The organism is Mycolicibacterium hippocampi (assembly GCF_010723735.1).
GTDB lineage: Bacteria > Actinomycetota > Actinomycetes > Mycobacteriales > Mycobacteriaceae > Mycobacterium > Mycobacterium hippocampi.
The window spans coordinates 428,431-453,831 of the sequence record NZ_BLLB01000002.1 but is presented as its reverse complement, the minus strand read 5'-3'; the positions used below and the strand labels follow the sequence as shown (position 1 = coordinate 453,831).

The window sequence follows — 25,401 nt, the reverse complement described above, 5'->3', positions numbered from 1 at the left end:
TTGGAGGACTGATGGACAACTAATCGAAGTGCCCCGCGCGCCCGCTCAGTACGCCCTGCCGACATGCAGGTAGGAGATCGGACAGGACCGGAGATGACACCGAGATGACACTGCCGTTCGGCGATTGGATGCGGCACCAGCGCTGGTATGCGGGCCGCAGCCGGAAACTGGCGTCGGCCCGTCCGGCGACGGTCGCCCCGCTGGGCGACGACCTCGAGCTCGTGCTCCTCGACGCCACCTACACCGACGGCTCCGCCGAGCGCTATCAGGTGCTGGTGCGGTGGGACAGTGCCCCTGACGACAGGTACCGGGAGATCGCCACCATCGGAACGGACTCGGGTCCGGACGGCGGCCGCACCGGCTACGACGCGCTCTACGACCCCGACGCCGCGCACCGACTGCTGGCGCTGATCGACTCGTCGGCCGCGGTGGCGGATCTGCGTTTCGGCAAGGAGCCTGATGTCAGCCTGCCGCTGGACGCGACACCGCGGGTGTCGGGGGCCGAGCAGAGCAACACCAGCGTCATCTTCGGAGACCGGGCGGTGCTCAAGCTGTTCCGCCGGATCACTCCCGGGATCAACCCCGACATCGAGCTGAACCGGGTGCTGGCGCGGGCGGGCAACCCGCATGTCGCGCGGTTGCTCGGATCATACGAGACATCCTGGGATGCAACCGGATCCGAGCCGTGTGCCCTCGGCATGGTGACCGAGTTCGCGGCGAACAGCACCGAGGGCTGGGACATGGCCACGGCCAACACCCGCAGCCTGTACGCAGACGGGGAGGCGGCCGACTTCACTGTCGAGTCCCGGGCGCTCGGCGAAGCCGTCGCGTCGGTGCACGCGACGCTCGCCGAGCAGCTGGGTGCGTCCTCGGCGCCTTTCCCCGTCGAGACGTCGCTGCAGCGGCTGCGCTCCGCGGCGCTGGCGGCGCCTGCCCTGCAGGACCATGTGCCGCAGATCGAAGCGCGCTATCGCGAGCTCGCCGACGAGACGATCCCGGTCCAGCGGGTGCACGGTGACCTGCACCTCGGCCAGGTGCTGCGCACGCCGCAGCGGTGGCTGTTGATCGACTTCGAAGGCGAACCGGGCCAGCCGCTCGATGAACGCCGACGGCCGGATTCAGCGTTGCGCGACGTCGCCGGGGTGCTGCGGTCCTTCGAGTACGCCGCCCACCAGAATCTGGCCGACATGGCTGTCGACCACCACCGGGCACAGGACTGGGTGGCGCGCAACAGTGCCGCGTTCTGTGACGGCTACGCCGCGGTGGCCGGGACGGATCCGCGGGATTCAGGCCGGGTGCTCGCCGCCTACGAACTGGACAAGGCCGTGTACGAGGCGGCCTACGAGGCGCGCTTCCGGCCGTCCTGGCTCCCCATCCCGATGCGGTCGATCGAACGCATTCTCAAGGCGTGACCGCGTCCGGCGACTCGGGCAGCACCTGCCCGCCGTCGACCGCGATCGACTGGCCGGTGAGGTAACCGGCCTCATCGCTGGCCAGGAACACCGCCGTGTAACCGATGTCGGCCGGAGTGCCCAGTGCCCCCGCAGGTATCGCCTTCGCCATCCCGGCCAGGTAGTCCTCGCCCATGTCCTGCAGGCCCTCGGTCAGGATGTTGCCGGGCAGCACGGCGTTGACTGTGATCTTGTGCGGCGCCAACTCGATCGCGGCGGTCCTCATGAACCCCAGTTGCGCCGCCTTGGAGGCGCCGTAATGCGTCCAGCCGGGGAATCCGGTGATCGGACCGGTGATCGACGAAGTCAGCACGATACGGCCGCGACCGGAGGCGATCAGCGCGTCCAGGCACGCCTGCACGCTGTACACGTTGCCCTTCACGTTGACGTCGAGAACCTCCGACAGCTGAGCGGGGGTCATCGTCTTCAGCGGCGCCTCGGGGAAGATGCCGGCGTTGGCGCACAGCACGTCGATCCCGCCGAAGGCGTCCACCACCGCCGCCGCCATCGCGGTGCAGGAGCCGGGGTCGGACACGTCGGTCTCGACACCGATCACCCGGCCGGTGCCGAGCTCGTCGAGTTCTGCGACAGCGGTATCGAGGTCGGCGCGTGAGCGCGCCGCGATGGCTACGTGCGCATCCGCCGAGGCGAACACCGATGCGATTCCCAGGCCGATTCCCTTGCTACCACCGGTGACGACGACTGATTTGTCAGCTACGGAGAACATGGCCTCCAGTGTGGGACACCACGGCGGGGCGTGCAGGCCGGAAACCACCGCGACCACCGCAGGCTGGCAACCACGGCGGGCCGTGAAAGCTGGCAACCGTGGCCGCCGGGTAGGACGCCGCCGCTCTTCGGCTCCTACACCCGGCCCGCCCGGCCGGTGGCACGTTCGAAACTACCGGTGCCAACTCGGCGGCCACGGTTGCAACAGCATCTTCAAGCTAACACACCACATCGGTGAAACCGCTGAACTCACCTGGTAAGCGGCATGGCGCGCAACAGGTTTCACAGGTCTTCGGGTCTGTCCGAAGAAGGCCCGGTCAGTCCTGGGCGGCGCGCAGCACCAACACCGCTCTGGCCTCGACCGACACCGTCTTGCCGACCGGTCCGGGTTCGGCGTCGGGAGCGGCCGCGGTGTCGACGACGACTTCCCACGCCTTCGCGAACTTCTTCGGTGGCAACTTGAACTCGATCGGCTCGTAGTGCGCGTTGAAACACAGCACGAACGAGTCGTCGATGATCCGCCGTCCGCGGGCGTCCGGGTCGGGTATGCCGTGACCGTTGAGGTAGACCGTCAACGACTTGGCGAATCCCGATCCCCAGTCCTCGCCGGTCATCTCCGTCCCGTCGGGGGTGAACCAGGCGATGTCAGGCAGGCCCGCCTGCCCGCGTCGGCCCACAGGCTTGCCGCTGAAGAAACGGCGCCGCCGGAAGACCGGGTGCGCGGCGCGCAGCGCCGACACCGACCGGGTGAACTCGAGCAGCTCGCTGTCCGCGTTGGCCCAGTCGATCCAGGTGATCTCGTTGTCCTGGCAGTAGCCGTTGTTGTTGCCGCCCTGGGTGCGGCCGAGTTCGTCGCCGTGACAGATCATCGGGACGCCTTGAGACAACAGCAGCGTGGTCAGGAAGTTGCGTTCCTGCCGCGACCGCAGCGCATTGATCTCGGGGTCATCGGTGGGGCCCTCGACACCGCAGTTCCACGACCGGTTGTGGCTCTCGCCGTCGTTGTTGTCCTCGCCGTTGGCCTCGTTGTGTTTCTCGTTGTAGGACACCAGGTCCCGCAGCGTGAACCCGTCATGGGCGATGACGAAGTTGATCGACGCCACCGGACGGCGCGCGGTGTTCTCGTAGAGATCCGCCGAACCCGTCAACCGGTACGCGAATTCGTCGAGAGTGGCGGGCTCACCGCGCCAGAAGTCCCGAACGGTGTCGCGGTACTTGCCGTTCCACTCCGTCCACTGCGGCGGGAAGTTGCCGACCTGGTAGCCGCCGGGGCCGACGTCCCACGGCTCGGCGATCAACTTGACCTGGCTGACCGTCGGATCCTGCTGCACGAGTTCGAAGAACGTCGACAGCTTGTCCACGTCGTAGAACTCCCTGGCCAGCGTCGAGGCCAGGTCGAAGCGGAAACCGTCGACGTGCATCTCGGTCACCCAGTACCGCAGCGAGTCCATGATCAGCTGCAGCGAGTGCGGATGGCCGACGTTGAGGCTGTTCCCGGTGCCGGTGTAGTCCATGTAATAGCGGTTGTCGTCTTCGACCAGCCGGTAGTAGGCGGCGTTGTCGATACCGCGCATCGACAGCGTCGGGCCCAGGTGGTTGCCCTCTGCGGTGTGGTTGTAGACCACGTCGAGGATCACCTCGATCCCCGCTTCATGCAGGCTGCGCACCATCGCCTTGAACTCCTGCACCTGGCCGCCGGGGGTGCCGCTGCTGCTGTACTTCGGGTCCGGGGCCAAGAACCCGATGGTGTTGTAGCCCCAGTAGTTCGACAGTCCCTTGTCGATCAGCGTGGAGTCGTTGGCGAAGTGGTGCACGGGCATCAGCTCGATGGCGGTGACGCCCAGTGACTGCAGGTGCTCGATGATCGCCGGGTGGGCGACGGCGGCGTACGTGCCGCGCATCTGCTCCGGAATGTCGGGATGGGTCTCGGTGAGCCCCTTGACGTGGGCCTCGTAGATGACGGTGTCGGCGTACTCGTGTTTAGGCGGGCGGTCCACCCCCCAGTCAAAGTACGGGTTGATCACCACCGACTTCGGCATGCTGGCCGCGGAGTCGTCGTCGTTGCGGCTGTCGGGATCGCCGAAGTTGTAGCCGAACAGCGACTGGTTCCAGTCGAAGTTGCCGTCGATCGCCTTCGCGTACGGGTCGAGCAGGAGCTTGTTCGGGTTGCACCGGTGGCCGGACTCGGGATCGTACGGACCGTGCACCCGGTACCCGTAGCGCTGGCCGGGTTCGATGTTGGGCAGGAAACCGTGCCAGACGAACGCGTCCACCTCGGGCAGGGTCATCCTGGTCTCCTCGAGCCGTCCCGCTTCATTGACACTGAAAAGGCACAGCTCGACGCGCTCGGCGACCTCGCTGAACAACGCGAAGTTGGTGCCGGAACCGTCGTAGGTCGCCCCGAGCGGGTAGGCCTTGCCGCGCCATATCTCCTGGGGGACGGCGTTGGGATTCGAGACTTGGGTCAAGGGAGACTCTTCTTCTGGCTGACGGGGGAACGATCAAGGCGACGATACGGTGTGCCGGACGTCCGGGATCGCCGGGCGAGCCGTGTGCACCGGGGGTGCAGCGTTTCTCTGCACCCGCTGAACTGCCCGTTTACCCTACTTCGCAAACTCGGGTCGACGGCGGTGTGGGCACTGTCACCCCGCTGGTCGGCCGACGATATCGACTCCTGCGGAGTCCAGGACATCGACGGCCTGCGCGGTGGTCGCCGGCGAAACCCCTGCGGTCAGGTCCAGCAGCACCCGGGTCGCGAACCCCGCGGCGACCGCGTCGGCGGCGGTGGCTTTGACGCAGTGGTCGGTGGCGATGCCGACCACGTCGACGGCGTCGACGTCACGGCGCCTCAGCCAGTCGGCCAGAGCCGTGTCGTCCTCGTCGGCACCCTCGAAACCGCTGTAGGCCGCCGAGTACCGGCCCTTCCGGAACACCGCCTCCACCGGGGCGACGTCGAGGTCGGGATGGAACTCCACCCCCGGGGTCCCGACCACGCAGTGCCGTGGCCAGGACGAGACAAAATCCGGGGTTTCGGAGAAGTGGTCCCCCGGGTCGATGTGGAAGTCCTTGGTGGCCACCACGTGGTCGTATCCGGGGTCGCCGGCCAGCAGCTCGTTGATGCCGCGTGCCACCGCGGCGCCGCCGCTGACCGCAAGGGAGCCGCCCTCGCAGAAGTCGTTCTGCACGTCGACGATGATCAGCGCTTTCCGTGACTTCGCCATGTCGTCCACGCTACGTCCGTCGCCTCCGGGCGTCACCCGCCGAACAACAGATACAGGCCGGTGAACGTGTATCCCACCATCACCAGCATCATCGCCAGCTGCCCGGTCAACCGGTGGCGCTCGGGGAGCAGCGCCAACGCCCTGTCGTGCGCGGCGATGACCCCCGCGATGTGGCCGGCCACCACGAACCCGACCTTGAGGGTGGCCAGCACCGCCGGATGCATCGACAACACGTAGCTGACCTCGGCCTGCGCCAGCCACAGCACGTTCCACCCCCGGTCCAGCGGGTCCGCGAGGCGGATGATCGTCTGCTGGCCGCGTTCCACCAGATAGGTCAGGTAGTGGGCGAACACGTAGCCGAGCACGATCGGGATGAGCGAATGCGCCATCAGGCCGGGAAGCTCGCGACGCCGCTGCGCGTCCACCCCGCCGGTGCAGCGCGCCGCGAGGCAGAACGTGGCGGCGACGACGCCGGCGAACAACAGCAGGCCACCGGTGCGCAACAGCGTCGCCGTCAGCGCCGACGAGGTGGCGGAGTCCACGAACGCGCGCCACTGGGGCATCGCCGAGAAGCTGTCGAACGCCGTCGAACCCAGCAGAATCGACAGCACGGCCACGGTCCCGGGCCGCACCGGCATCGTCAGCAGATGATCAAAAGGGTTGCCGACCACGATGCGGCCCGCGCCGTCGCGGCGCAGCGGCGACAGTCGCGACGCGGCCACGCTGTAGACCTCGAACGGATCGGCGCGGGCGCTCCATGGGGCTCCGCACCACAGGGTCCCGGCCAGCGTCACCCCGAGATAGATCAACAGCCAGGTGCGGATCGCGCCCACCGACCCGGGGTCGGGGCTGGCCAGCTCGAGCCAGACGAATGCGAACAGACCGACCGCCGCGGGCCAGTACCCCAGCGCCGGCGGGTAGGCGCCTCCCAGCGTGCGGCCACCGGTGAGCTTGACGACGGCACGCACCGGCGAGACCACCCGCCACACCGGGCCGATCAGCAGCGACAGCGCGGGCAGCCCCACCCAGAGGAGCACATAGAACACCCCCGGAAGCGGGTTCTCGGCGCCGCCCGGGCCGAAGAACGCCGCCATCGCCACCCAGCCGGTCAGCACCAGCGCCACCCCGGCGATCACCCAGCGGGTGGCCGGCGCGTCCACCGCGGTGGTGACCCAGCCCGGCAGTGTCCTGCCCGGCTTGCCGGGGTCGAAACGCGGTTTTTTCCACGCCACCGCAACCACGGCGAACGTGAAGGTCAACGCCCAGGCCGCACCGACGAGCGCATAGGTGTACGGGATCGGCAGGTCGGCGGAACCGCCGAGGCCGTGCGCGAGCACGGCGACTGACGACTCCGCGGTCATCGCACCTGGATGGTCGCGACCGTCTTGTGCAGCTCATGCAGTTCGACGTCGACCCGGCCGGGCATATCCACGGTGAACCGGTACGTCTGGCCGGGGCCGACGCCGACGTCGAAGGTGTGCTCCGGCGTCGAGTGCACGTGCAATTCGTCGGCGCTGTCGCTGTCGACCCGCAACTCGATCGGCTGTCCCACACCGGCGTCGCGCGCCACGTTCGTGGGGGTGACCTCGCCGCCCTCGATCGTGATGTCGATGACCAGCGGCGCCGGCTGGGCCTCCTGGGAGGTCTCGGCCGCGCTGGCGGCGGCGGCGGCCTCCGGATTGCCCGGCGTCGTACTCGGGGCCGCCGTGCCGCCCTCACCGCTGCCGCCACAGCCCGAGAGCACCACCACGGCCGCGGCCGTCACCACCAGGGCCCGATCACGCACTGTCACGGTCGGCCTTGTCCTTTTGGTTCGTCCTCTTGGTTCTTCACGGCCTTCTTCCGGTTCTTCACGGCGATGTAGACGACCACCCCGGCGACCACGATCGCGGGTGCGAACGCCGGCACCGCGATCCAGATCGGATGGTCGGCCAGGATCTCGATGTCGGGGCCGGCGGTCATGACTGCGCTGAGGGCTGTAGTTCCGCGTCACTGCCGCTGGGCTCGGTGTTGTTGATCCGGCCGCCGCCCCAGGTCACTCCCGCGACCATGGCCAGCGTGCAGACCAGCACGATCAGGCATCCGATCAGCCACAGCGACTCGGGGATGTCGGGGCTGCGTTCCCGCTGCAGGATGGTGATCTCCGAGACGAACGGCCGGGTGAACTGCGCTTCGGCGGGCACCTCCTCGGCGCCGATCCCGGGATCGCCGGCGAGGAAGATCGGCACCGCCGCCAGCGTCCGGCCGTCGTGCACCCGCAGCAGCGTCTTCCACGTTCCCGACACCGGCATCGGCTCGGTGGAGACGTAGTGCCCGGGGCCGACCTGCTCGAGGTTGTCGACGAACTGACCGCGCTGATTCTGCAGGCCGCCCTGCCAGCCCAGCACGGTCACCCAGTTGGGGGCCTCGCCTACGACATCAGGGGGCGTGAGCCGCACGTCGGCGGTCACGTAGCGCTGACCGTCGACGGCGGGCGCCTCGGTCAGCGTCACCTGGGCGGTCGCGTTCTGCGGCATGTCGTACCGCAGGCCGTTGGCGGTCGCCGCACCGATGGCGACGACGGTCAGGGCCACCAGACCCACACCGACCGCCCGGCGTGGCAGGCGCTGACCGCACAGCACCATGCCGACCATGGCGCCGCAGGCACCGACGAGGACAGCCACCGGCACCGACATCGCCAGCGCCTCCGGCCAGATGCTCGACGGCCACGGCAGCGGGTACACGGCGTTGACCCACAGCGATTCCAGCCACAGGCCCACCGTCGCGATGCCCAGACCGGCCACCAGGCCGAACACGACCGGACGTTTGAGAAGCGGGGTCAGCGCCAGGAGTTCGACGACGACGGCGCCGCCGAGGTAGAGCGGGAACCAGTTGACCGGCGCGTCCAGCACCGGGGCCACCGCCAGCGCGACCAGCCCCCGCAGCCCGATGGCCAGCAGCGCCGCGATCAGCGCTGCACCGCGGCCCATGAAGATCCGGGCGGCCACCAGCGCCAACGCCGCCGCCGCGGCGATCAGCATCGGCTGGAAGACCTGGCGGAACTGCGGCACGCCGAAGTCGAACTCGATCTGGTAGACCGACGCCCCGATCAGTACGCCGGCGAACGCGAGGTACTGGACGAATTTCAGCCCTACCCCGTCACGCGGGGCGTCCTCCGGCCTATCCCGCCGCCCTTCGTGTTCCAGGTACAGCGCGGCCAGCGTCGAGAACCCCGCCCCGCCGATCATCATCAGGTGGGTCGGTCCCCACAGCGTGACGTCCTGGCCGAAGATGCGGTGCCAGATGTCGTCGAGCGGGAAGCCCATCAGCGCGTACAGCCCGCACCCGGCCATCACGATGCCGCCGACCGGGGCGTGCCAGTCGTCGGTGATGCGCACCGCGGACGGACCGGGCTTGTCGTACGGCAGCACCATCGCGGTACAGCCCGCGACGAAGATCCCGAACAGGCCGATCAGGATGAAGTAGTGCGCCGGGTTTGCCAAGGCACCGTCGTCGCGGCCGTTGCCGATGTGCAGGCTGACGTCCCAGATGAACCCGAACAGCGCGCAGATGATCGACGAGATGAACATCGCGATCGGCAACGCCACCCAGGACGGGCGCTTGAAGCGGTGTCCCGACCAGTCGGCCAGCGACGTCAGCCAGGTGATCTTGTGATTGCGGTGCAGATAGCCGATCCACAGCAGCACGGCGGTGACCACAGCCCCGGCCACCGACAACCCGATGATCTCGTTGAGCGCGGTACCGCCGCCCTCGTCACCTTGCGCCAGCACCGTTGCCGCCCCTCGAGAGAACTCCATCGTCATCCCCACCTGCTGTCTCCGACACCTATATGACTCGCGAGTAATGTAGCCAGAACCGGCCAGGGTGAAACCAGGGGTACCGGGTATCTCCTATTTGCGCGGTGGACGCAACACCTTCATCGCCGCGTTCATGACGGGCGCCGGGATTCGGTCCTTCATCGACAGTGCGGAGTTGGCGACCTGGGTGCGCATCGGCGTCCCCCTGCCGAAGGCCCTGTTCAACGGACCGCCGGTCGGCTCCAGCTCGAAGTGCATCGGCGGCTTCCCATCAGCGGCCCCCAGCGCGTTGGAGATCACGATGCGCTGGATCTCGCTGGTGCCCTCGAAGATCGTGTAGAGCTTGGCGTCCCGATACCACTTCTCCACCGGGTGGTCCTTGATGTAGCCCCAGCCGCCCATGGTCTGGATGGCCCGCTCGGTGGTGCGGACCGCCACCTCGCTGGCGGCGAGCTTGGCCATCGAACCCTCACCCCGCTCGAACGGCACCCCGGTGGCGGCCATCCACGACGCCCGCCACGTCAGCAAGCGCGCCGCGTCGATGGTGGTCGCGAGATCGGCCAGCGGGAACGAGATCCCCTGGTTGTCGATGATCGGTGCGCCGAACGCCTCCCGCCGGTTGGCGTACTCGGTGGCGTACTCCAGCGCCGCCCGGGCGATGCCGAGAGCCTGCGCGGCGACCATCGGCCGGGTCTGCTCGAAGGTTCCCATCGTGGCCGAACCGGAGTGTTTGGCGCCCTCGACGGCTTCGCGGGCGCGGGCGAGTTTGCGGTCGAGCTTCTCCTGGCCGCCGAGCAGATGGTCCCCGGGCACCCGGACGCTGTTGAATCGCAACTCCGCGGTGTGCGAGGCGCGACAGCCCACTTTGTCCAGCTTGCGGACCATATCCAGGCCGGGGGTGCCGCCCGGGACGATGAACAACGCCTGGCCGCGGTGGCCCAGCTCCTGATCGACGACGGCGTTGACCACGTGGACGTCGGCGATGCCGCCGTTGCCGATCCACATCTTGTGCCCGTCGATGATCCAGTCCTCACCGTCGCGGCGGGCCGTCGTGCGCAGGTTGCGGACGTCGCTGCCCCCCTCGGGTTCTGAGATCGCCAGCGCCGCCAGCTTCAGGTCGCCGGGCGTGCCGAAGCATTCCGGTGCCCACTGCAGCATCTGCTCGGGCGAGGCGGCCTGGCCGATGGCGGAGAGGGCCAGGGCCGGCATCACAACGGCCAGCCCGATGCCGGCGCACCCCCAGAACAACTCCTCCATGAACATCGGCAGTGACAGCCCGGTCGGGTCGCCGATCAGATCGCGGTAGAACAGCGGGCTGTAGAAGCCCTGCGCCGCCGCTTCCTCCAGGACAGGCCAGGGGAACTCCTGGCGCTGGTCGTAATCGGCGGCCACCGGACGAACCACCTGCTCGGCGAACTCGTGCGTCCGTCGGGCCAGGTCGTGCTGCGCCGCCGTCGGCGTGAGATCAAAGCTCATGGACACCCCCGCGAAGTGAACAACACATTGTGACGAACCCCACTTTCATCCGGCCTACGCTGGGTCCAGTACCCAGCCCGGGTGAGAAATCCACGGTGGAGGGAAGCAGCCGATGTTGTCGCACTCGTCCGGAGTCGCCGAGCCACCCCTGTTGGACGACACGATCAGCGACAACTTGGCCCGGACCGCCGAGCGGTTCGGTGACCGCGATGCGCTGATCGAATGCGCCACCGGCCGCCGGTGGACCTACTCGCAGTTCCACGAGGCCACCCGGCGGATCGCGACCGGGTTGCTGGCGCGCGGCATCGGCCCGGGTGATCGCGTCGGCATCTGGTCGCCCAATACCGCGGAGTGGACGATGATCCAGTACGCCACCGCGCAACTCGGCGCCATTCTCGTCACCATCAATCCGGCCTACCGGACCGAGGAACTGGAGTACGTGCTCAACCAGTCGTCGGTCGTGATGGTGCTGTCGGCAACGTCGTTCAAGACGTCGGACTACGTCGCGATGCTCGACACGGTGCGCGGTCGGTGCCCGCACCTCGAAGACGTCATCACCGTCGGATCACCGGAGTGGTCCGCGATTGCCGGGACCGACGTCGACAGCGACGCGCTGGATCGCGTGCAGGCCGGCCTGCGGTCGTCGGATCCGATCAATATCCAGTACACCTCGGGCACCACCGGCTTTCCCAAGGGCGCGACGCTGACACACACGAACATCCTCAACAACGGCTACCTGGTCGGTGAGGGCCTCGGGTACACCGAGGCCGACCGGGTCGCCATCCCGGTGCCGTTCTACCACTGCTTCGGCATGGTGATGGGAAACCTGGCGTGTACCTCTCATGGCGCCGCTATGGTGATACCCGCCCCGGGATTCGATCCGCAGGCGAGCCTGGAAGCCGTTGCCGCGCACGGGTGTACGTCGCTGTACGGCGTTCCGACGATGTTCATCGCCGAGCTCTCGCTGCCGGAGTTCGACCAGTTCGACCTCTCCAGCCTGCGGACCGGGATCATGGCGGGTTCGCCGTGTCCGGAGCACGTGATGCGCAACGTCATCAACCGGATGCACATGAACGAGGTCGCGATCTGCTACGGCATGACCGAGACCTCGCCGGTGTCCACCCAGACGCTGCCGACCGACTCGCTGGAGCGCCGGGTCGGCACCGTCGGCCGGGTCGGCCCGCATCTGGAGATCCAGATCGTCGACGAAGCCGGCGCCCAGGTGCCCCGGGGCACCCCGGGCGAACTCTGCACCCGGGGCTACAGCGTGATGGCCGGGTACTGGAACGATCCCGCCAAGACCGCGGAGGTCATCGATTCCGACGGATGGATGCACACCGGTGACATCGCGGTGATGGACGACGACGGCTACCTCAGCGTGACCGGCCGGATCAAGGACATGGTCATCCGGGGCGGGGAGAACATCTACCCCCGCGAGGTCGAGGAGTTCCTCTACACCCATCCCGACATCGTCGACGCCCAGGTCGTGGGAGTGCCCGACGAGAAGTACGGCGAAGAACTGATGGCCTGGATCCGAGTGGTCGAGGGTGCGCAGCCGCCCAGTGCCGAGAGTCTGAGGGCCTTCTGCGCCGGACAGATCGCCCACCAGAAGATTCCGCGCTACGTACAGGTCGTCGACGAGTTCCCGATGACCGTGACGGGCAAGGTGCGCAAGGTCGATCTGCGGTCCCGCGGAGAGGAACTGCTCGGCGGTGCCGGGTGAGGATCGCCGCGTTGCGGTTGCGGCAGCGCGACGGCAGGACGTGTGGACCCACCGTGGCCGTCGTCGCCGGGGCGTTGCTGGACCCCGCGTACCGCTCACAGCTGTCGGGCGCCGGGGCCGACCGAGCGTGGTTCGCGCAGGAACAGCTGCGGGTACACGCCCTGGTCAACCGGGTGTGGCCGCGGGCGCTGGGGACCACCCCCATGGCGATGGCACGGGCACTGACGGGCTACTCCCGCGGTCGCGGGGTGCGATACGGATGGCGGCTGTGGTGGGGCAGGCGCGACGGGGTAAGCGACGTCCTCGACGCGGTCCGGTCCGACTTACCGGTGCCGATGCTGATCGGTCGATGGATCCCGCGGCACTGGGTGCTGGTCGTCGAGGCCACCGCCGGGGTGTTGCGCTGCTACGAACCGTCCTCGGGTGAGATGCGCCCGATCGGCCTCGACGCGCTGCGGCACGCGCACCTCGAGGGCCTGGGTTATCCGAGGCCGTTCGCCTTCGTGCTGCCCAAATCTGAGACTCGTTCTGCCACTTCGTGATCCGCAGAACTGGCGGAACTCTTCAGGCCGGCGACGACGCCTGCGCGGTTGCGTTCGGGTTGGTTCTGCGACATCTTGCGCTTGGCTTCCACCGACGTGATCGTCAACTCGACCCCGACGATGCCCCGGAGTTGACTGCGGAAGTAGGTCTCAGGGGCATCGGTGACCTGCCAGGGTTCGGCGCGGCCCTGTTCGTGGCGGTCGGTCAGCCGGGTCACCAGGTCGCGTAGCCACGCCGGGTCGTCATGCGCGACCAGCCGACCGTGGACTGTGAGGAGTTCGTAGTTCCACGTCGGCACCACCTTGCCGGTCTCCTGCTTGGTGGCGTAGAAGCTGGGCGAGACATAGGCCTGCGGACCCGAGAAGATGGCGACGGAGTCGGCTCCGACTGCCTGCCAGTGCGGGTTGGCGCGTGCGACGTGTCCGATCAACGAGTGCCGGCCGCGGTCGTAGAGCAGCGGCAACGGGGTGACCAGCATCCCGTCGCCTGTGTGGGTGACCAGATGGGCGAAGCCTGCCCGGGCCAGCGCTGCACGGGCGTCCGCCTCCGACAACGCGAACCTCGGCGGGATGTACATGGTCACCCGAGCGTAGAGCCATCCACGCTGCTCGATTTGTCGGTCCCGTCCGACGCCGACACGTTCACCGTCCAGGTGGGTGGCGCCTTGAGGCTGGCCAGCAGAAGGCTGCTCACCCCCATCAGGATCATGGTGAGGATCAGGAAGTTCGAATATCCGCCGAAATGATCTGAAGTCGCGCCGGACGCCAACGGGCCGAACGCGGTGCCCAATGACAGCGCCGCGACCAGACCGCCGAAGAGCCCGCCGAAGTTCTTGAGCCCGAAGTGCCGTGAGGCGAGATAGGCGATGACATCGACCTCGGCACCGAGGGTGAGACCGAACAGCGCCGCGGCGACGGTCTGACTCACCGGGTTGGCGCCGTCGAACAGCAGCAGGGCGGCGCCCACGATGGGCACCAGATAGGCGCACGCGCCGACGACTCGGCCCGAGAACCGGTCCAAGAGCACACCGATGCCCAACCGACCGACGATCGAGAAGACGCCCACCAGCGAGGCGGCGCCGGCGGCCCCCAGCGGGTCGGCGCCCGCATCCCGCAGGATCGGGACGAGGTGCACCACCACACCCAGGGTGGTGAAGGCGAACAGGCCGGCCGCTGTCAGCAGCTTGTAGAACGTTGCCGAGCGCAGGCCCTCGGCCAGCGTCAGCCCGGGCAGGTCGGCCGCCGCGGGTGCGGGGGGTCCCTCGCCGCGGGCGGACGCCCGGGTCTTGTCATCCTGCGCGCCGCGGAAGAACAGCCACACGACGGTGGCGACCAGCAACCCCCACAGCGCACCGAGGCCGAGGAACGCTCCGCGCCAACCCCATACGCCGATGAAAACGGTGGCCAACGGGGGGAACACCGCTGCTGCCAGCGATCCCCCGGAGAGCGTCACGGCCAGCGCCAAGCCGCGGGATGTCTCGAAACGACTGGCTACCGCAGAGGTCCAGACGGTGGTCTGCACCCAGAACGAGGCGAACGCCAGGACCCCCCACAGCAGCAGCCAGTTGGTCATCGACCCGGTCGCGCTGCCCAGGAGTGCGAACGCTGCGGCCATGAGCGTCACGCCGACCAGGCCGACCCGCCGAGGACCCAACCGATCGACGGTCAGGCCGATCGGCAAGGCGGCGACGGCGGCAGCGATGCCGACGATCGTCAGTCCCACCGAAGCCTCGGCGCGACTCCAGCCGAACTCGTTCTGCAGCGGCTCCATGAACACACCGAGGCAGTAGACGTGGATGACGCCCATCGAATAGCCCAGACCGGCGGCGAACGGCACCTTGCCGTAGCGCCGCCATTCGGCAACGCCTGCGCTGTCGAACCCGGCCATCTCGCTCCCTTGACAGTGGTGAGCAAGATTGTAAAGACAGTCCCCACCATTCGGCGGGGTTGTCAGGCCGACTTCGGTTCAGACGCGTCGTCGATACGCCGCTGCGCCTCCCCGACGGAGATCCGTAACCGGCGGGCCAGCACCTCGGCCCACGGCGCTCCGGCGAACTCGACCGGCGCCGGGCCGACCACCATCGCGCCGAGCAGTTTGCGCCGCAGGGCGGCCAGCTTCTTGTCCATCGCCTCCAGCCGGATCAGCACGGCGCGCTGATCGGCGGGACGCAGGGCGGTGATCGGCTCGGTGGACAGCGCCTGCCAGGCGTCATCCGCGGCGTCGAGGGCAGTCAGTATCTCGTTCTTCGAACTCATGTTCGCAACGATATCCAAGGGCTCCGACAGGATCGGACAGGCTGGGACACGTCGATACAGTTGGGACCATGGCCAGGAAGTTCGCCACCGCCGACGAGGTCACGCTGCCTGAACTGCTGGAGTTCATCAGGCCCAGGCACCGGATGGTGCTGACGACGTTCCGGGCCGGGGAATCGTTGCAGAGTTCGCCGGTGACCGGTGGTGTGGACGCCCAGGGGCGCATCGTCGTCGCGTCCTATCCGCAGCGCGCGAAGGCGGCCAACATCCGGCGCCGTCCCCGGGCCAGTGTGGTGGTGCTGTCCGACGAATTCGACGGGCCCTACGTCCAGGTCGACGGCCGCGCCGAGGTGATCGATGTCCCGGAGGCCGTGGAAGGGCTCGTGGAGTACTTCCGCTCGGTGGCCGGCGAGCACCCGGACTGGGAGGAGTATCGCCAGGCCATGATCGATCAACACAAGTGCCTGATCAGGGTCACCCCGCAGCGATGGGGACCGGTCGCGACGGGCGGGTTCCCGCCGGGGTGACGGAGGGACGGCGGGGAGGCGGGACAGGACGCCCGGCGGCGTCTGTGGTAGTCAGAGCTAGCGGTCGCGTTGCGTCAGCTAGCACGTCAAACTATAGTCTGGACACATGTCCAGGAGGGTTGGGGTTTCTTGCTGCATACGATTCGGCCAGCTCAGCGCGGCTATAGCACCTCGACCATCAGTGCGCGTGCGCGCCGTGCAGGGCATGTGAGCTGAGCATGCGCATTGCCTTACTGTCTTACCGGAGCAAGACCCACTGTGGCGGTCAGGGCGTCTACGTCCGGCATCTGAGCCGCGGTCTGGTCGAGCTCGGCCACGACGTCGAAGTCTTCTCCGGCCAGCCCTACCCCGAGATTCTCGATCCGCGGGTGCGTCTGACCAAGGTGCCCAGTCTCGACCTCTACCGGGAGCCGGACCCGTTCCGCGTGCCGATGCCCAATGAGATCAAGACCCGGATCGACCTGCAGGAGTTGCTCACAACCTGGACCGCCGGATTCCCGGAGCCCAAGACGTTCAGCCTGCGCGCCGCGAGACTGCTGGCCGAGCGTCTCGACGACTTCGACGTCGTGCACGACAACCAGTGCCTGGGCACCGGTCTGTTGCAGGTCGCGGCATCGGGGCTTCCCGTGGTCGCCACGGTTCACCACCCCATCACCCGGGACCGGGTGCTCGACGTCGCCGCGGCGAAATGGTGGCGCAAACCGCTGGTGCGCCGGTGGTACGGCTTCGCGGAGATGCAGAAGACCGTGGCCCGTCAGATCCCGGAACTGCTGACCGTGTCGACGACCTCGGCCGCCGACATCGCCGAGGACTTCGCGGTCGACGCCGACCAGCTGCACGTCGTGCCGCTGGGTGTGGACACCGAGTTGTTCAAGCCGGCGCAGGAGCGGGTCCGTAACCGCATCATCGCGATCGCCAGCGCCGATGTGCCGCTCAAGGGGGTCAGCCACCTGCTGCATGCCGTCGCGCGGCTGCGCATCGAGCGGGATCTCGAACTCCAGCTCGTGGCGAAGCTCGAGCCCAACGGCCCGACCGAGAAACTCATCGCCGAACTGGGCATCTCCGACATCGTGCACAGCTCCAGCGGCCTCAGCGATTCCGAGTTGGCGAGCCTGTTGGCCTCCGCCGAAGTCGCTTGCATCCCTTCGCTCTACGAAGGTTTTTCGCTTCCGGCGGTGGAGGCGATGGCCAGCGGCACGCCGATCGTCGCCAGCCGGGCTGGCGCCCTGCCCGAGGTGGTCGGCTCCGACGGCGAGTGCGCCCGGCTGGTCAGGCCGGCCGACGTCGACGAACTGACCAACGTGCTCGGCGAGCTGCTGGACTCGCCGTTGGAGCTACGCAGGCTCGGTGACAGCGGGCGACGCCGCGCGCTCGAGGTCTTCAGCTGGGAATCTGTTGCTGCGCAGACCGTCGCGGTCTACGAGCGGGCATGCGAAAGGGTGACGACGTGCTGACCGTGAACTTCGACCGTCTGGGGGTCGGCGCCGGAACCAAGGTGATCGATGTCGGTTGCGGCGCGGGCCGCCACACCTTCGAGGCATTCCGCCGCGGTGCGGATGTGATCGGATTCGACCAGAGCGCCTCCGATCTCAACGACGTCGACGAGATCCTGCAGGCGATGAAGGAACAGGGTGAGGCGCCGGCTTCGGCCAAGGGCGAGGCGGTCAAGGGTGACGCGCTCGAGCTTCCCTACGACGACGGTACTTTCGACTGCGTCATCGCCTCGGAGATACTCGAACACGTCCCCAACGATGATCAGGCGATCGCGCAACTCGTGCGCGTCCTTCGGCCCGGCGGCTCCTTGGCGATCACGGTGCCTCGTTATCTGCCCGAACGGATCTGCTGGGCGTTGTCGGATTCCTACCACGCCAACGAGGGCGGGCACATCCGCATCTACCGGGCCGATGAACTGCGCGACAAGGTCCTTGCGCACGGTCTGCGGCTGACCCACACCCATCACGCCCACGCTCTGCATGCGCCGTACTGGTGGCTCAAGTGTCTGGTGGGCACCGAGAAGACCGGCAATCCGGTCGTCGGCGCCTATCACAAGCTGCTGGTGTGGGACATGATGAGCCGGCCCTGGCTGACCCGCGCCGCCGAGTCGGCGCTGAACCCGCTGATCGGAAAGAGCGTCGCGCTGTATTTCCGTAAACCCGACGTAGTCGATGCTTGAGATACCGGGTGTAGCAGGCGTTCTCACGCCGGACCAGTGCCGGCAGACCGCCCAGTCGATAGCCGCGACGCAGGAGTCGAGCGGGGCCATCCCGTGGTCGGTGGGCGGCCACACCGACCCGTGGGACCACATCGAGAACGCGATGGCGCTGACGGTGGCCGGTCTGCTCGAACCCGCCCGCGCGGCCTTCGAATGGTCGCGCCGGACGCAGCGGCCCGACGGTAGCTGGCCCATCCAACTCCGCGATGGTGTCGTCGAGGATCCCAACAGCGACAGCAACTTCTGCGCCTACATCGCGACCGGGGTCTGGCACCACGTGCTGGTCACCGATGATCGGCGGTTCGCCGAGGCGATGTGGCCGGTGGTGGCCAAGGCCATCGACTTCGTCCTCGAACTTCAGTTCAGCACCGGTGAGATCGCCTGGGGCCGAGGCCCTTCCGGCGCCACCGAGGAGGCGCTGCTGACCGGTTGTGCCAGCATCCACCACAGCATCCGGTGTGCGTTGGCGCTCGCCGACTACCTGCGTGCTCCGCAGCCGGAGTGGGAGGTCGCGGTCGGCCGCCTCGGTCATGCGATCGCCGAGCATCCCGGAGGGTTCGTCGCCAAGGACCGCTGGTCGATGGAGTGGTACTACCCGGTACTCGGCGGGGCGTTGCGTGGGGCGCGGGCACTGGCCCGCATCAACGAGCGCTGGGACGATTTCGTCGTGCCGGGCCTGGGGATCCGCTGTGTCGACGACCGTCCGTGGGTCACCGGCGCCGAGACCTGTGAACTGGTGCTGGCTCTGGAGGCGATCGGCGAACACGCGCGGGCGCACGAACAGTTCGCGGCCATGCATCACCTGCGCGAGGGGGACGGGTCCTACTGGACCGGACTGGTCTATGCCGACGGCAAGCGCTGGCCGGTGGAGCGCACCACCTGGACGGGCGCAGCGGTCATCCTCGCCGCCGACGCCCTGTCGTCGGCCACACCCGGCAGCGGCATCTTCCGCGGCACGGATCTGCCGACCGGCCTCGAGGGCGAATACGACTGCGAGTGCGCGACCAGCGAGCGCTAACCCTCGCCGAAGGCCGGCGAGTTCTAGCCCTCTCCGAGGGCGCCAGCCGACCCGGACACCCGCTCGAGCACCCGCATCGAACCGATCGCCCGGACCTCCCTGAAATCTCCGGTGTCCAGGGCGCGGCGGTAGATGTGAAACGGCGCCTGACCCCCTTCCGCCGGATCGGGGAAGACGTCGTGGATGACCAGCGCGCCGCCCGCGTCGACCCAGTGGGCCCAGCCATCGAAGTCGCGACGCGCCGCCTCCTCGGTGTGGCCACCGTCGATGAACAACAGCCGCAACGGAGTTCGCCAGCCCCGGGCCACCACAGGCGACCGTCCGACGATCGCGACGATGTGCTCGTCGAGCTCGGCGGCGTCGAGGGTGTGGCGCAGTGTCGGCAGCGTGTCGAACAGCCCGGTGACCGGGTCGACCATCGTCGTGTCGTGGTACTCCCAACCGGGCTGGTGCTCTTCCGAGCCGTGGTGGTGGTCGACGGTGTACACCAGCCCGCCGGTCTGCTTGGCGGCAGCGCCGAGCAGTACCGTCGACCTGCCGCAGTAGGTACCGATCTCGACACCGATGCCGTCCCCGAGGTAGGCCACGGCGGTGTCGTAGAGCGCGCGGCCCTCGTCGGCGGGCATGAATCCGGTGACCCGGTCGGCCAGGTCGAACAGGGCGGCGGCGTCGGCTGGGAGCGCGGTGTCGGAGTGGTTCATCGGTGTTCAACCTACCGCTGCCGGCATCGGGAGCGGATCCGGCGCCTGGCAAGGCCAAGGTAGTTGTAGTAGCGTCCGGACATGTGTCCGATCCGGCTCTGGAGTCGACTCGGCGCCGACTGACGGCCAGGCAGGCCGACACCGTGGACCGGTTGGGCCGCGCCGCAGTCGAACTACTCAGTCGCGAGGGGTTCGCCGGGTTGACCGTGCGGCGGGTGGCCGCCGAGGCCGGTGTGGGGGCCGCCACCGCGTACACCTACTTCTCATCCAAAGAGCATCTGGTGGCCGAGGTCTTCTGGCGTCGGCTGGCGAGTTCACCGTGCACCGAACGCCAGGGCGGTGATCGCGCCGCCAAGGTGATCGACGTCCTCGGCCACATCTCGATGCTGGTGGCCGACGAGCCGGAGTTCGCCGGTGCGGTGACGACTGCACTGCTCGGCAAGGACCCCGACGTCGAGGTCCTGCGGCTGCGCATCGGGCGTGACATCCGCGACCGGCTGACCGCGGCGCTGGGTCCCGACACCGATCCCGACGTCATCGACTCCCTGGAGATGCTCTACTCCGGCGCCCTGGTGCGGGCGGGCATGGGTTACGCGTCCTATCAGGAGATCGCCCGCAGGTTGGAGAAGTCGGCGCGCCTGATGCTGGGCTGACGTCCGGCTCAGTGTGTTCCGAGCATCGCCGATGCGGCGGCAACGGCGGGTTCGGCGATGCTGCGCACATCGCCGCCGTCCTCGACGTGAAGCGCGGTGAGCTCCCGTAGTCCGCCGAGCAGGATCAGGGCCATCGGTCCGGAGACCGGGGACAGCCCGGCCCGGCGGAACCCCGGGCTGCCGGTGAGGGTGACCAGCATGTCGGTGAGGTTGTCCATCGCCTGCCGGTGCAGCGGGCGCGCCGCGGCGCCCAGCGCCGGGGCTTCCCGGATCCAGCTCAACGTGACCGCGGGCCGGGCTTCGATGTGTGAGACGTAGGCGCTCACCGCCTGTCGGATCTGCACCCGCCAGTGCTCCTCGGGGTCCACCGCGGCCTCGATGGTGGCGATCAGGTCCGCGTTGTTCCTGCGGAGCAACTCGATCAGGCACTCTTCCTTGCCGGCGAACTGCTCGTAGAACGTGCGCTTCGAGGTTCGGGCGTGGCGCACGATGTCGGCGACCGTGGTGTCGCGGTAGCCGCGCTCCCCGATCGAGGCGGCCAGCCCGTCGAGCAGCCGTTCGGCGGTGGAGGCGAGCACGGGAGAAGTCATCGCATCCGCCCTCCCGTCACCCTTGCGCCACCTTGGTACCAAGCGGTACCGTACCGGACATGACCGCGGTACACCGCAGTACCAAACCGATCGAGCGGGAGAACCCGATGAGCGAAGCGACCATCACCACGCCCCGCCCGCCTGCTTCGGAGGCTGCTTCACCGCTGCCCGTGCGCCTGCCGCCCACGCCGCCGATCCCCAAGTTCCTTCAGGGAGCCGGCTTCTCGGCCTCCCGCAAATGGACGGTCGCCCAGATCGTCCGCCGGTGCGGCGACGTCTTCACCCTCACGCTGCCCGTCTTCGGGCGGACCGTGATCGTCACCGATCCTGCGCTGGCCAAACAGTTGTTCATGGCCAACACCGACGACGTCGGCAACATCCAGCCCAACCTCTCCCGGGTGCTGGGGTCGGGTTCGGTGTTCGCCCTCGATGGGACGGATCATCGCCGCCGGCGCAAGCTGCTCACACCGCCGTTCCACGGCAAGAGCATCAAGAACTACGAGACGATCTTCGAAGAGGAGACGCTGCGCGAAGCCGCCGCCTGGCCCGAGGGGCAGGCGTTCGAGACCCTCGAGCCGATGATGCGCATCACGCTGAACGTCATCCTGCGTGCGGTTTTCGGCGCCGACGGCGCACACCTGGACGAACTGCGGCGCATCATCCCGCCGTGGGTCACCCTCGGTTCCCGCCTGGCCGTGCTGCCGACCCCGAGGCGCACCTACGGACGGTTCAGTCCGTGGGGCCGCCTGGCTGCTTACCGGCGGCGCTACGACGAGGTGATCGGCCGGCTCATCGACGCGGTTCAGGCCGACCCGAACCTCGAAGACCGCGACGACGTCCTTTCCCTACTTCTTCGCAGTACCTACGAGGACGGCTCAACGATGTCGCGTCAGGACATCGGGGACGAACTGCTGACGCTGCTGGCCGCCGGCCACGAAACCACCGCTGCCACACTGGGTTGGGCGTTCGAACGGATCAGCCGGCACCCGGCCGTGCTGGCCCGGCTGGCTGCCGAGGCCGACACCGACGGCAACGAGTACCGGCAGGCCACCATCCTGGAGATCCAGCGGTCGCGCACCGTCATCGACTTCGCCGGCAGACACGTCTACGCCCCTACCTTCCAGCTCGGGGAATGGGTGATCCCGCAGGGGTATTCGATCGTCGTCGCGATCGACCGGGTGCACCATCGCACGCAGGAGTTCACCGACCCCGAGCGGTTCGACCCGCAGCGCTTCGTCGGCCAGCGGCCGAACACGTTCTCCCACATTCCGTTCGGAGGGGGCACCCGCCGCTGCGTGGGCGCGGCGTTCGCCACCGTGGAGATGGACGTCGTGCTACGAACAGTGTTGCGGCACTTCACTATCGAGACCACCACCGCCCCGGGAGAGAAGCCGCACTCGCGTGGAGTGGCCTACACCCCCAAGGACGGTGGCCGCGTCGTGATGCACCGCCGCACGCGGCGCGACTAGTTTCAGACCTCCGCGCGTTTCGGCAGCTTCCAGCCCGGGCGCGGGAAGTGGCACGTGTAGCCGCTGGGGTAACGCTCCAGGTAGTCCTGGTGCTCTGGCTCGGCCTCCCAGAATTCCGGCGCCGGGCTCACCGCTGTGACCACCTTGCCGGGCCACAGGCCCGAGGCGTCCACATCGGCGATGGTGTCCTGCGCAACCTGCCGCTGTTCGTCATCGACATAGAAGATCTCGGAGCGGTAGCTGGTTCCGACGTCGTTGCCCTGGCGATCCCTGGTGGTCGGATCGTGGATCTGGAAGAAGAACTCCAGCAGCGCCCGGTAGTCCGTCTGCTCCGGGTCGTAGACGATCTCGATGGCCTCGGCATGACCGGGGTGATTGCGGTAGGTCGGGTTGTCGTTCTTGCCGCCCGTGTAACCCACCCGGGTCGACACCACACCGGGCTGCTTGCGGATCAGGTCCTGCATTCCCCAGAAACAGCCACCGGCCAGTACGGCCCGCTTGTGATCGCTCATCGAGCATCCTCCTTCGAAAAAAGTCCCTTGTACTCTGCATACCCCTGTGCGTCGAGGTCGTCGAGGTGGATGAAGCGCAGGGCCGCCGAGTTGATGCAGTAGCGCAGACCGCCCTCGGCGGGCGGACCGTCTTTGAAGACGTGTCCCAGGTGGCTGTCGCCGTGCGCCGAGCGCACCTCGGTGCGGGGCATCAGGAGCTTGAAGTCACGCTTCTCCACGACGTTGGCGCGCTGGATCGGCCGGGTGAAGCTCGGCCACCCCGACCCACTCTCGAACTTGTCCGTCGACGCGAACAGCGGTTCACCCGACACGACGTCGACATAAATTCCCGGCTCGTGGTTGTCCCAGTACTCGCCGGTGAAGGGCCGCTCGGTGCCGTTGCGCTGAGTGACGCGGTACTGCTCGGGTGACAGCGCCTCGACGGCGGCGGGGTTCTTGTTGTATTGCTGCGGCATAGTGCTCATATAACCCGCTGTGCTGCGGTTTTAATCCGCGGCAGCCCCGGACGTCGGTAGGCTGGGGGCATGCGCATGCTGGCAGCGGTCGTGGTGGCGTGCGCCGTGCTGGCAGGCACGGTCGGCGGCTTCGCGCCCCCGGCGGCCGCGCAGCCGCCCCCCGGTCCGCCGCCGGTACCGGTGCCCGAGACCTCGCCGGATACCCCCGCCCTGATGTTCGTCGACGAGCCGGCGATCCTCGACGTGCGCCCGATGTCACCGCAGGCATGGAGCCGTACCGCCGACGAGCACGCCGTCAGGCTGCACTTCACCAGCGGCATCCCGGAGTGCTACGGGGTGACCGCGGACGTCCGTGAGACGGACGACGACGTGGTGGTCGACCTGCGCACCGGGACGATGCCGCAGGCGGCCGGCCGGGCCTGCATCGCGATCGCGGTGTCCGGCGGTCTGGATGTGCCGCTGCAGCAGCCACTCGGTGACCGTCGGGTGCTGAGCGCGACCTGACCCCGCCTCGACAACCGACAGTAGAACGTGTTCTATTTCTGATGTGACGGGCAACACTTTCACCCGAGAAGAGCTCACCGAAGCGTTCGCGGGTTTCGAGCAGACGGTCGACCGAGCGGCGCGCACCCGGGACTGGGATCCATGGGTTGACCAGTACACCGACGACGTTCTCTACATCGAACACGCAGCTGGCACCATGCACGGCCGAGACGAGGTGCGGCCCTGGATCTGGAACACCATGGAGACCTTCCCGGGCAGCTACATGACGTCGTTCCCGTCGCGGTGGAAGGTCTACGACGAGACGACCGGGCGCGTCATCTGCGAACTCGACAACCCGATGCGTGACCCCGGCGACGGCACCATCGTCAGCGCCACCAACATCTCCATCGTCACCTACGCCGGCGACGGCAAATGGTGTCGCCAGGAGGACATCTACAACCCGTTGCGGTTCGTCAAAGCGACGGTGAAGTGGTGCAGGAAGGCCGAGGAACTCGGCACCCTGCCCGACGTCGCGGCCGAGTGGATGGCCCAGTACGGCCGGAGCGGCTCGTGACGTCACTCGTCATCGGCGCCAACGGGTATCTCGGCAGCCACGTCACCCGCCAGCTCGTCGCCGCAGGCGAGGACGTCCGGGTGATGGTGCGCGACGGCGCCAATACGATCGGCATCGACGACCTCGAGGTCACGCGTTTCGTCGGGGACATCTGGAACGACGACGTGCTGCGCGAGGCGATGACCGGCTGCGACGTCGTCTACTACTGCGTCGTCGACACCCGCGGCTGGTTGCGGGATCCTGCACCGCTGTTCCACACCAACGTCGAGGGCACTCGCAACGTTCTCGACATCGCCGTGGAACCCGGCGTCGCCGAAGGTCTCCGCAAGTTCGTGTTCACCAGCAGCTACGTCACTGTGGGCCGCGAGCGGGGGCGGGTCGCCACGGAGTCCTCCGTCATCGTCGACCGCGGCCTGACGCCCTACGTGCGATCGCGGGTGCAGGCCGAGAACCTGGTGCTGGACTACGCGCACCACCGCGGCCTGCCCGCCGTGGCGATGTGTGTGTCCACGACCTACGGCGGCGCGGACTGGGGCCGCACCCCGCACGGCGCGATCATCGCCGGCGCCGCTTTCGGGAAGTTGCCGTTCGTGATGAGCGGAATCGAACTGGAGGCCGTCGGTGTGGACGACGCCGCGCACGCGATGCTGCTCGCCGCGGTGAAGGGACGCGTCGGCGAACGCTATCTGATCTCGGAGAAGATGATCTCCAATGCCGAGGTGGTGCGGATCGCCGCCGACGCTGCCGGCGTCGCCGCGCCGACGAGGAAGATGCCGCTGGTGCTGTCCTACGCGATGGCGGCCGTTGGCAGCGCCAAAGCCCGGTTGACGGGTACCGACGAACGGCTGTCACTGGGCTCGCTGCGCTTGATGCGTGCCGAGGCGCCGGTGGACTGCGGCAAGGCCAAACGCGAATTGGGTTGGCAGCCAAGGCCTGTGGAGGAATCTATCAGAGAGGCCGCGAAGTTCTGGGTCGGTCTGCGCGAGGCCAAACGCGCCGGCAGGTCCGCACCCTGACG

The 25,401-nt window shown here is 68.1% G+C and carries 27 protein-coding genes; 12 read left to right on the top strand and 15 right to left on the bottom strand.

The window, feature by feature from the left end; all coding sequences use genetic code 11:
- Nucleotides 1-104 precede the first annotated feature (104 nt).
- Nucleotides 105-1,412, top strand: coding sequence for a maltokinase N-terminal cap-like domain-containing protein (locus tag G6N53_RS03135; RefSeq protein ID WP_163887050.1), 1,308 nt, complete (start codon nucleotides 105-107; stop codon nucleotides 1,410-1,412).
- On the opposite strand, the gene fabG is transcribed toward G6N53_RS03135, so the two are convergent.
- The 8 genes from fabG to G6N53_RS03100 all read right to left on the bottom strand — a co-directional run bounded on the left by fabG (nucleotide 1,402) and on the right by G6N53_RS03100 (nucleotide 10,671).
- Nucleotides 1,402-2,178: a 3-oxoacyl-ACP reductase FabG gene (fabG, locus tag G6N53_RS03130; protein ID WP_163887047.1), complete on the bottom strand. Its 777-nt coding sequence runs from the start codon at nucleotides 2,176-2,178 to the stop codon at nucleotides 1,402-1,404. The two genes, G6N53_RS03135 and fabG, sit on opposite strands and share 11 nt — an antisense overlap.
- 316 nt (nucleotides 2,179-2,494) lie before the next feature.
- Complete coding sequence (glgX, locus tag G6N53_RS03125) at nucleotides 2,495-4,645, bottom strand: glycogen debranching protein GlgX (protein WP_163887045.1); 2,151 nt, start codon at nucleotides 4,643-4,645, stop codon at nucleotides 2,495-2,497.
- Nucleotides 4,646-4,819: 174 nt separating this feature from the next.
- Nucleotides 4,820-5,398: an isochorismatase family protein gene (locus G6N53_RS03120; RefSeq protein ID WP_163887043.1), complete on the bottom strand. Its 579-nt coding sequence runs from the start codon at nucleotides 5,396-5,398 to the stop codon at nucleotides 4,820-4,822.
- A 32-nt stretch (nucleotides 5,399-5,430) separates the two neighbouring features.
- Nucleotides 5,431-6,759 (bottom strand): hypothetical protein, encoded by a 1,329-nt coding sequence (locus G6N53_RS03115; protein ID WP_163887040.1) that lies wholly within the window; start codon nucleotides 6,757-6,759, stop codon nucleotides 5,431-5,433.
- Nucleotides 6,756-7,190 carry a hypothetical protein gene (locus G6N53_RS03110; protein ID WP_237166355.1) on the bottom strand — a complete coding sequence of 145 codons (435 nt, stop codon included), beginning with the start codon at nucleotides 7,188-7,190 and terminating at the stop codon, nucleotides 6,756-6,758. Before G6N53_RS03110 ends, G6N53_RS03115 begins: the two co-directional genes overlap by 4 nt.
- A complete protein-coding gene (locus G6N53_RS29780) occupies nucleotides 7,187-7,360 on the bottom strand; it encodes a hypothetical protein (protein ID WP_205390265.1) in 174 nt (57 codons plus the stop codon). The genes G6N53_RS03110 and G6N53_RS29780 overlap by 4 nt, the downstream gene beginning before the upstream one ends.
- On the bottom strand, nucleotides 7,357-9,201 hold the full coding sequence (locus G6N53_RS03105; protein ID WP_371870799.1) for a hypothetical protein: 1,845 nt from the start codon (nucleotides 9,199-9,201) through the stop codon (nucleotides 7,357-7,359). The genes G6N53_RS29780 and G6N53_RS03105 overlap by 4 nt, the downstream gene beginning before the upstream one ends.
- 87 nt (nucleotides 9,202-9,288) lie before the next feature.
- Nucleotides 9,289-10,671, bottom strand: coding sequence for an acyl-CoA dehydrogenase family protein (locus tag G6N53_RS03100; RefSeq protein WP_163887036.1), 1,383 nt, complete (start codon nucleotides 10,669-10,671; stop codon nucleotides 9,289-9,291).
- Between the two features lie 112 nt (nucleotides 10,672-10,783).
- Here G6N53_RS03100 and G6N53_RS03095 point away from each other — a divergent pair, with 112 nt between their 5' ends.
- Together G6N53_RS03095 and G6N53_RS03090 are read left to right on the top strand one after the other, a co-directional pair.
- Nucleotides 10,784-12,394, top strand: a complete 1,611-nt coding sequence (locus G6N53_RS03095) for an AMP-binding protein (RefSeq protein ID WP_163887034.1) — start codon at nucleotides 10,784-10,786, stop codon at nucleotides 12,392-12,394.
- The gene (locus tag G6N53_RS03090; RefSeq protein WP_163887032.1) at nucleotides 12,391-12,936 is read left to right on the top strand and encodes a hypothetical protein; all 546 of its coding nucleotides are present in this window, start codon (nucleotides 12,391-12,393) and stop codon (nucleotides 12,934-12,936) included. Before G6N53_RS03095 ends, G6N53_RS03090 begins: the two co-directional genes overlap by 4 nt.
- Here G6N53_RS03090 and G6N53_RS03085 read toward each other — a convergent pair.
- The 3 genes from G6N53_RS03085 to G6N53_RS03075 all read right to left on the bottom strand — a co-directional run bounded on the left by G6N53_RS03085 (nucleotide 12,876) and on the right by G6N53_RS03075 (nucleotide 15,192).
- Nucleotides 12,876-13,514, bottom strand: coding sequence for an FMN-binding negative transcriptional regulator (locus G6N53_RS03085; RefSeq protein ID WP_163887030.1), 639 nt, complete (start codon nucleotides 13,512-13,514; stop codon nucleotides 12,876-12,878). The two genes, G6N53_RS03090 and G6N53_RS03085, sit on opposite strands and share 61 nt — an antisense overlap.
- Before the next feature lie 2 nt (nucleotides 13,515-13,516).
- Nucleotides 13,517-14,824, bottom strand: coding sequence for an MFS transporter (locus G6N53_RS03080; protein ID WP_163887027.1), 1,308 nt, complete (start codon nucleotides 14,822-14,824; stop codon nucleotides 13,517-13,519).
- Nucleotides 14,825-14,886: 62 nt separating this feature from the next.
- The gene (locus tag G6N53_RS03075; protein ID WP_163887025.1) at nucleotides 14,887-15,192 is read right to left on the bottom strand and encodes a DUF222 domain-containing protein; all 306 of its coding nucleotides are present in this window, start codon (nucleotides 15,190-15,192) and stop codon (nucleotides 14,887-14,889) included.
- Nucleotides 15,193-15,260: 68 nt separating this feature from the next.
- On the opposite strand from G6N53_RS03075, the gene G6N53_RS03070 reads away from it, so the two are divergent.
- From G6N53_RS03070 to mmpH, 4 genes are all read left to right on the top strand, one after another.
- Nucleotides 15,261-15,716 carry a PPOX class F420-dependent oxidoreductase gene (locus tag G6N53_RS03070; RefSeq protein WP_163887023.1) on the top strand — a complete coding sequence of 152 codons (456 nt, stop codon included), beginning with the start codon at nucleotides 15,261-15,263 and terminating at the stop codon, nucleotides 15,714-15,716.
- 218 nt (nucleotides 15,717-15,934) lie between these two features.
- On the top strand, nucleotides 15,935-17,170 hold the full coding sequence (gene manT / locus G6N53_RS03065) for an MMP alpha-(1->4)-mannosyltransferase (RefSeq protein ID WP_163887021.1): 1,236 nt from the start codon (nucleotides 15,935-15,937) through the stop codon (nucleotides 17,168-17,170).
- Nucleotides 17,164-17,889 carry a class I SAM-dependent methyltransferase gene (locus G6N53_RS03060; RefSeq protein WP_163895392.1) on the top strand — a complete coding sequence of 242 codons (726 nt, stop codon included), beginning with the start codon at nucleotides 17,164-17,166 and terminating at the stop codon, nucleotides 17,887-17,889. Before manT ends, G6N53_RS03060 begins: the two co-directional genes overlap by 7 nt.
- Entirely contained in the window at nucleotides 17,882-18,946 is a 1,065-nt protein-coding gene (gene mmpH, locus G6N53_RS03055) for an MMP endo-(1,4)-3-O-methyl-alpha-D-mannosidase (RefSeq protein ID WP_163887019.1), read from the top strand. Before G6N53_RS03060 ends, mmpH begins: the two co-directional genes overlap by 8 nt.
- A gap of 23 nt (nucleotides 18,947-18,969) precedes the next feature.
- Here mmpH and G6N53_RS03050 read toward each other — a convergent pair whose 3' ends face one another.
- Nucleotides 18,970-19,647: a class I SAM-dependent methyltransferase gene (locus G6N53_RS03050; RefSeq protein ID WP_163887017.1), complete on the bottom strand. Its 678-nt coding sequence runs from the start codon at nucleotides 19,645-19,647 to the stop codon at nucleotides 18,970-18,972.
- 83 nt (nucleotides 19,648-19,730) lie between these two features.
- Here G6N53_RS03050 and G6N53_RS03045 point away from each other — a divergent pair, with 83 nt between their 5' ends.
- Nucleotides 19,731-20,300: a TetR/AcrR family transcriptional regulator gene (locus G6N53_RS03045; RefSeq protein WP_163887015.1), complete on the top strand. Its 570-nt coding sequence runs from the start codon at nucleotides 19,731-19,733 to the stop codon at nucleotides 20,298-20,300.
- A gap of 8 nt (nucleotides 20,301-20,308) precedes the next feature.
- On the opposite strand, the gene G6N53_RS03040 is transcribed toward G6N53_RS03045, so the two are convergent.
- Nucleotides 20,309-20,890, bottom strand: coding sequence for a TetR/AcrR family transcriptional regulator (locus G6N53_RS03040; protein ID WP_163887013.1), 582 nt, complete (start codon nucleotides 20,888-20,890; stop codon nucleotides 20,309-20,311).
- A gap of 107 nt (nucleotides 20,891-20,997) precedes the next feature.
- On the opposite strand from G6N53_RS03040, the gene G6N53_RS03035 reads away from it, so the two are divergent.
- Complete coding sequence (locus tag G6N53_RS03035; protein ID WP_163895390.1) at nucleotides 20,998-22,359, top strand: cytochrome P450; 1,362 nt, start codon at nucleotides 20,998-21,000, stop codon at nucleotides 22,357-22,359.
- 2 nt (nucleotides 22,360-22,361) lie between these two features.
- Here G6N53_RS03035 and msrA read toward each other — a convergent pair whose 3' ends face one another.
- Both msrA and msrB read right to left on the bottom strand, forming a co-directional pair.
- The gene (gene msrA / locus G6N53_RS03030) at nucleotides 22,362-22,871 is read right to left on the bottom strand and encodes a peptide-methionine (S)-S-oxide reductase MsrA (RefSeq protein ID WP_163887012.1); all 510 of its coding nucleotides are present in this window, start codon (nucleotides 22,869-22,871) and stop codon (nucleotides 22,362-22,364) included.
- Nucleotides 22,868-23,326: a peptide-methionine (R)-S-oxide reductase MsrB gene (gene msrB / locus G6N53_RS03025; RefSeq protein ID WP_163895387.1), complete on the bottom strand. Its 459-nt coding sequence runs from the start codon at nucleotides 23,324-23,326 to the stop codon at nucleotides 22,868-22,870. Before msrB ends, msrA begins: the two co-directional genes overlap by 4 nt.
- 69 nt (nucleotides 23,327-23,395) lie before the next feature.
- Between msrB and G6N53_RS03020 the strand changes: the two genes are divergently transcribed.
- From G6N53_RS03020 to G6N53_RS03010, 3 genes are read left to right on the top strand one after another with little or no spacing between them, the layout of a single operon-like run.
- Nucleotides 23,396-23,830 (top strand): hypothetical protein, encoded by a 435-nt coding sequence (locus tag G6N53_RS03020; RefSeq protein ID WP_163887010.1) that lies wholly within the window; start codon nucleotides 23,396-23,398, stop codon nucleotides 23,828-23,830.
- A 43-nt stretch (nucleotides 23,831-23,873) separates the two neighbouring features.
- Entirely contained in the window at nucleotides 23,874-24,383 is a 510-nt protein-coding gene (locus G6N53_RS03015; protein ID WP_163887008.1) for a nuclear transport factor 2 family protein, read from the top strand.
- Nucleotides 24,380-25,399: an NAD-dependent epimerase/dehydratase family protein gene (locus G6N53_RS03010; RefSeq protein WP_205390264.1), complete on the top strand. Its 1,020-nt coding sequence runs from the start codon at nucleotides 24,380-24,382 to the stop codon at nucleotides 25,397-25,399. The genes G6N53_RS03015 and G6N53_RS03010 overlap by 4 nt, the downstream gene beginning before the upstream one ends.
- Nucleotides 25,400-25,401 lie beyond the last annotated feature (2 nt).

Coding starts and splice junctions, on each gene's coding strand:
- G6N53_RS03135 (WP_163887050.1), top strand. CDS start 105: ATGACACTGCCGTTCGGCGATTGGATGCGGCACCAGCGCTGGTATGCG.
- fabG (WP_163887047.1), bottom strand. CDS start 2,178: ATGTTCTCCGTAGCTGACAAATCAGTCGTCGTCACCGGTGGTAGCAAG.
- G6N53_RS03120 (WP_163887043.1), bottom strand. CDS start 5,398: ATGGCGAAGTCACGGAAAGCGCTGATCATCGTCGACGTGCAGAACGAC.
- G6N53_RS03115 (WP_163887040.1), bottom strand. CDS start 6,759: ATGACCGCGGAGTCGTCAGTCGCCGTGCTCGCGCACGGCCTCGGCGGT.
- G6N53_RS29780 (WP_205390265.1), bottom strand. CDS start 7,360: ATGACCGCCGGCCCCGACATCGAGATCCTGGCCGACCATCCGATCTGG.
- G6N53_RS03105 (WP_371870799.1), bottom strand. CDS start 9,201: ATGACGATGGAGTTCTCTCGAGGGGCGGCAACGGTGCTGGCGCAAGGT.
- G6N53_RS03100 (WP_163887036.1), bottom strand. CDS start 10,671: ATGAGCTTTGATCTCACGCCGACGGCGGCGCAGCACGACCTGGCCCGA.
- G6N53_RS03095 (WP_163887034.1), top strand. CDS start 10,784: ATGTTGTCGCACTCGTCCGGAGTCGCCGAGCCACCCCTGTTGGACGAC.
- G6N53_RS03085 (WP_163887030.1), bottom strand. CDS start 13,514: ATGTACATCCCGCCGAGGTTCGCGTTGTCGGAGGCGGACGCCCGTGCA.
- G6N53_RS03080 (WP_163887027.1), bottom strand. CDS start 14,824: ATGGCCGGGTTCGACAGCGCAGGCGTTGCCGAATGGCGGCGCTACGGC.
- G6N53_RS03075 (WP_163887025.1), bottom strand. CDS start 15,192: ATGAGTTCGAAGAACGAGATACTGACTGCCCTCGACGCCGCGGATGAC.
- G6N53_RS03070 (WP_163887023.1), top strand. CDS start 15,261: ATGGCCAGGAAGTTCGCCACCGCCGACGAGGTCACGCTGCCTGAACTG.
- manT (WP_163887021.1), top strand. CDS start 15,935: ATGCGCATTGCCTTACTGTCTTACCGGAGCAAGACCCACTGTGGCGGT.
- mmpH (WP_163887019.1), top strand. CDS start 17,882: ATGCTTGAGATACCGGGTGTAGCAGGCGTTCTCACGCCGGACCAGTGC.
- G6N53_RS03050 (WP_163887017.1), bottom strand. CDS start 19,647: ATGAACCACTCCGACACCGCGCTCCCAGCCGACGCCGCCGCCCTGTTC.
- G6N53_RS03040 (WP_163887013.1), bottom strand. CDS start 20,890: ATGACTTCTCCCGTGCTCGCCTCCACCGCCGAACGGCTGCTCGACGGG.
- G6N53_RS03035 (WP_163895390.1), top strand. CDS start 20,998: ATGAGCGAAGCGACCATCACCACGCCCCGCCCGCCTGCTTCGGAGGCT.
- msrA (WP_163887012.1), bottom strand. CDS start 22,871: ATGAGCGATCACAAGCGGGCCGTACTGGCCGGTGGCTGTTTCTGGGGA.
- msrB (WP_163895387.1), bottom strand. CDS start 23,326: ATGCCGCAGCAATACAACAAGAACCCCGCCGCCGTCGAGGCGCTGTCA.
- G6N53_RS03020 (WP_163887010.1), top strand. CDS start 23,396: ATGCGCATGCTGGCAGCGGTCGTGGTGGCGTGCGCCGTGCTGGCAGGC.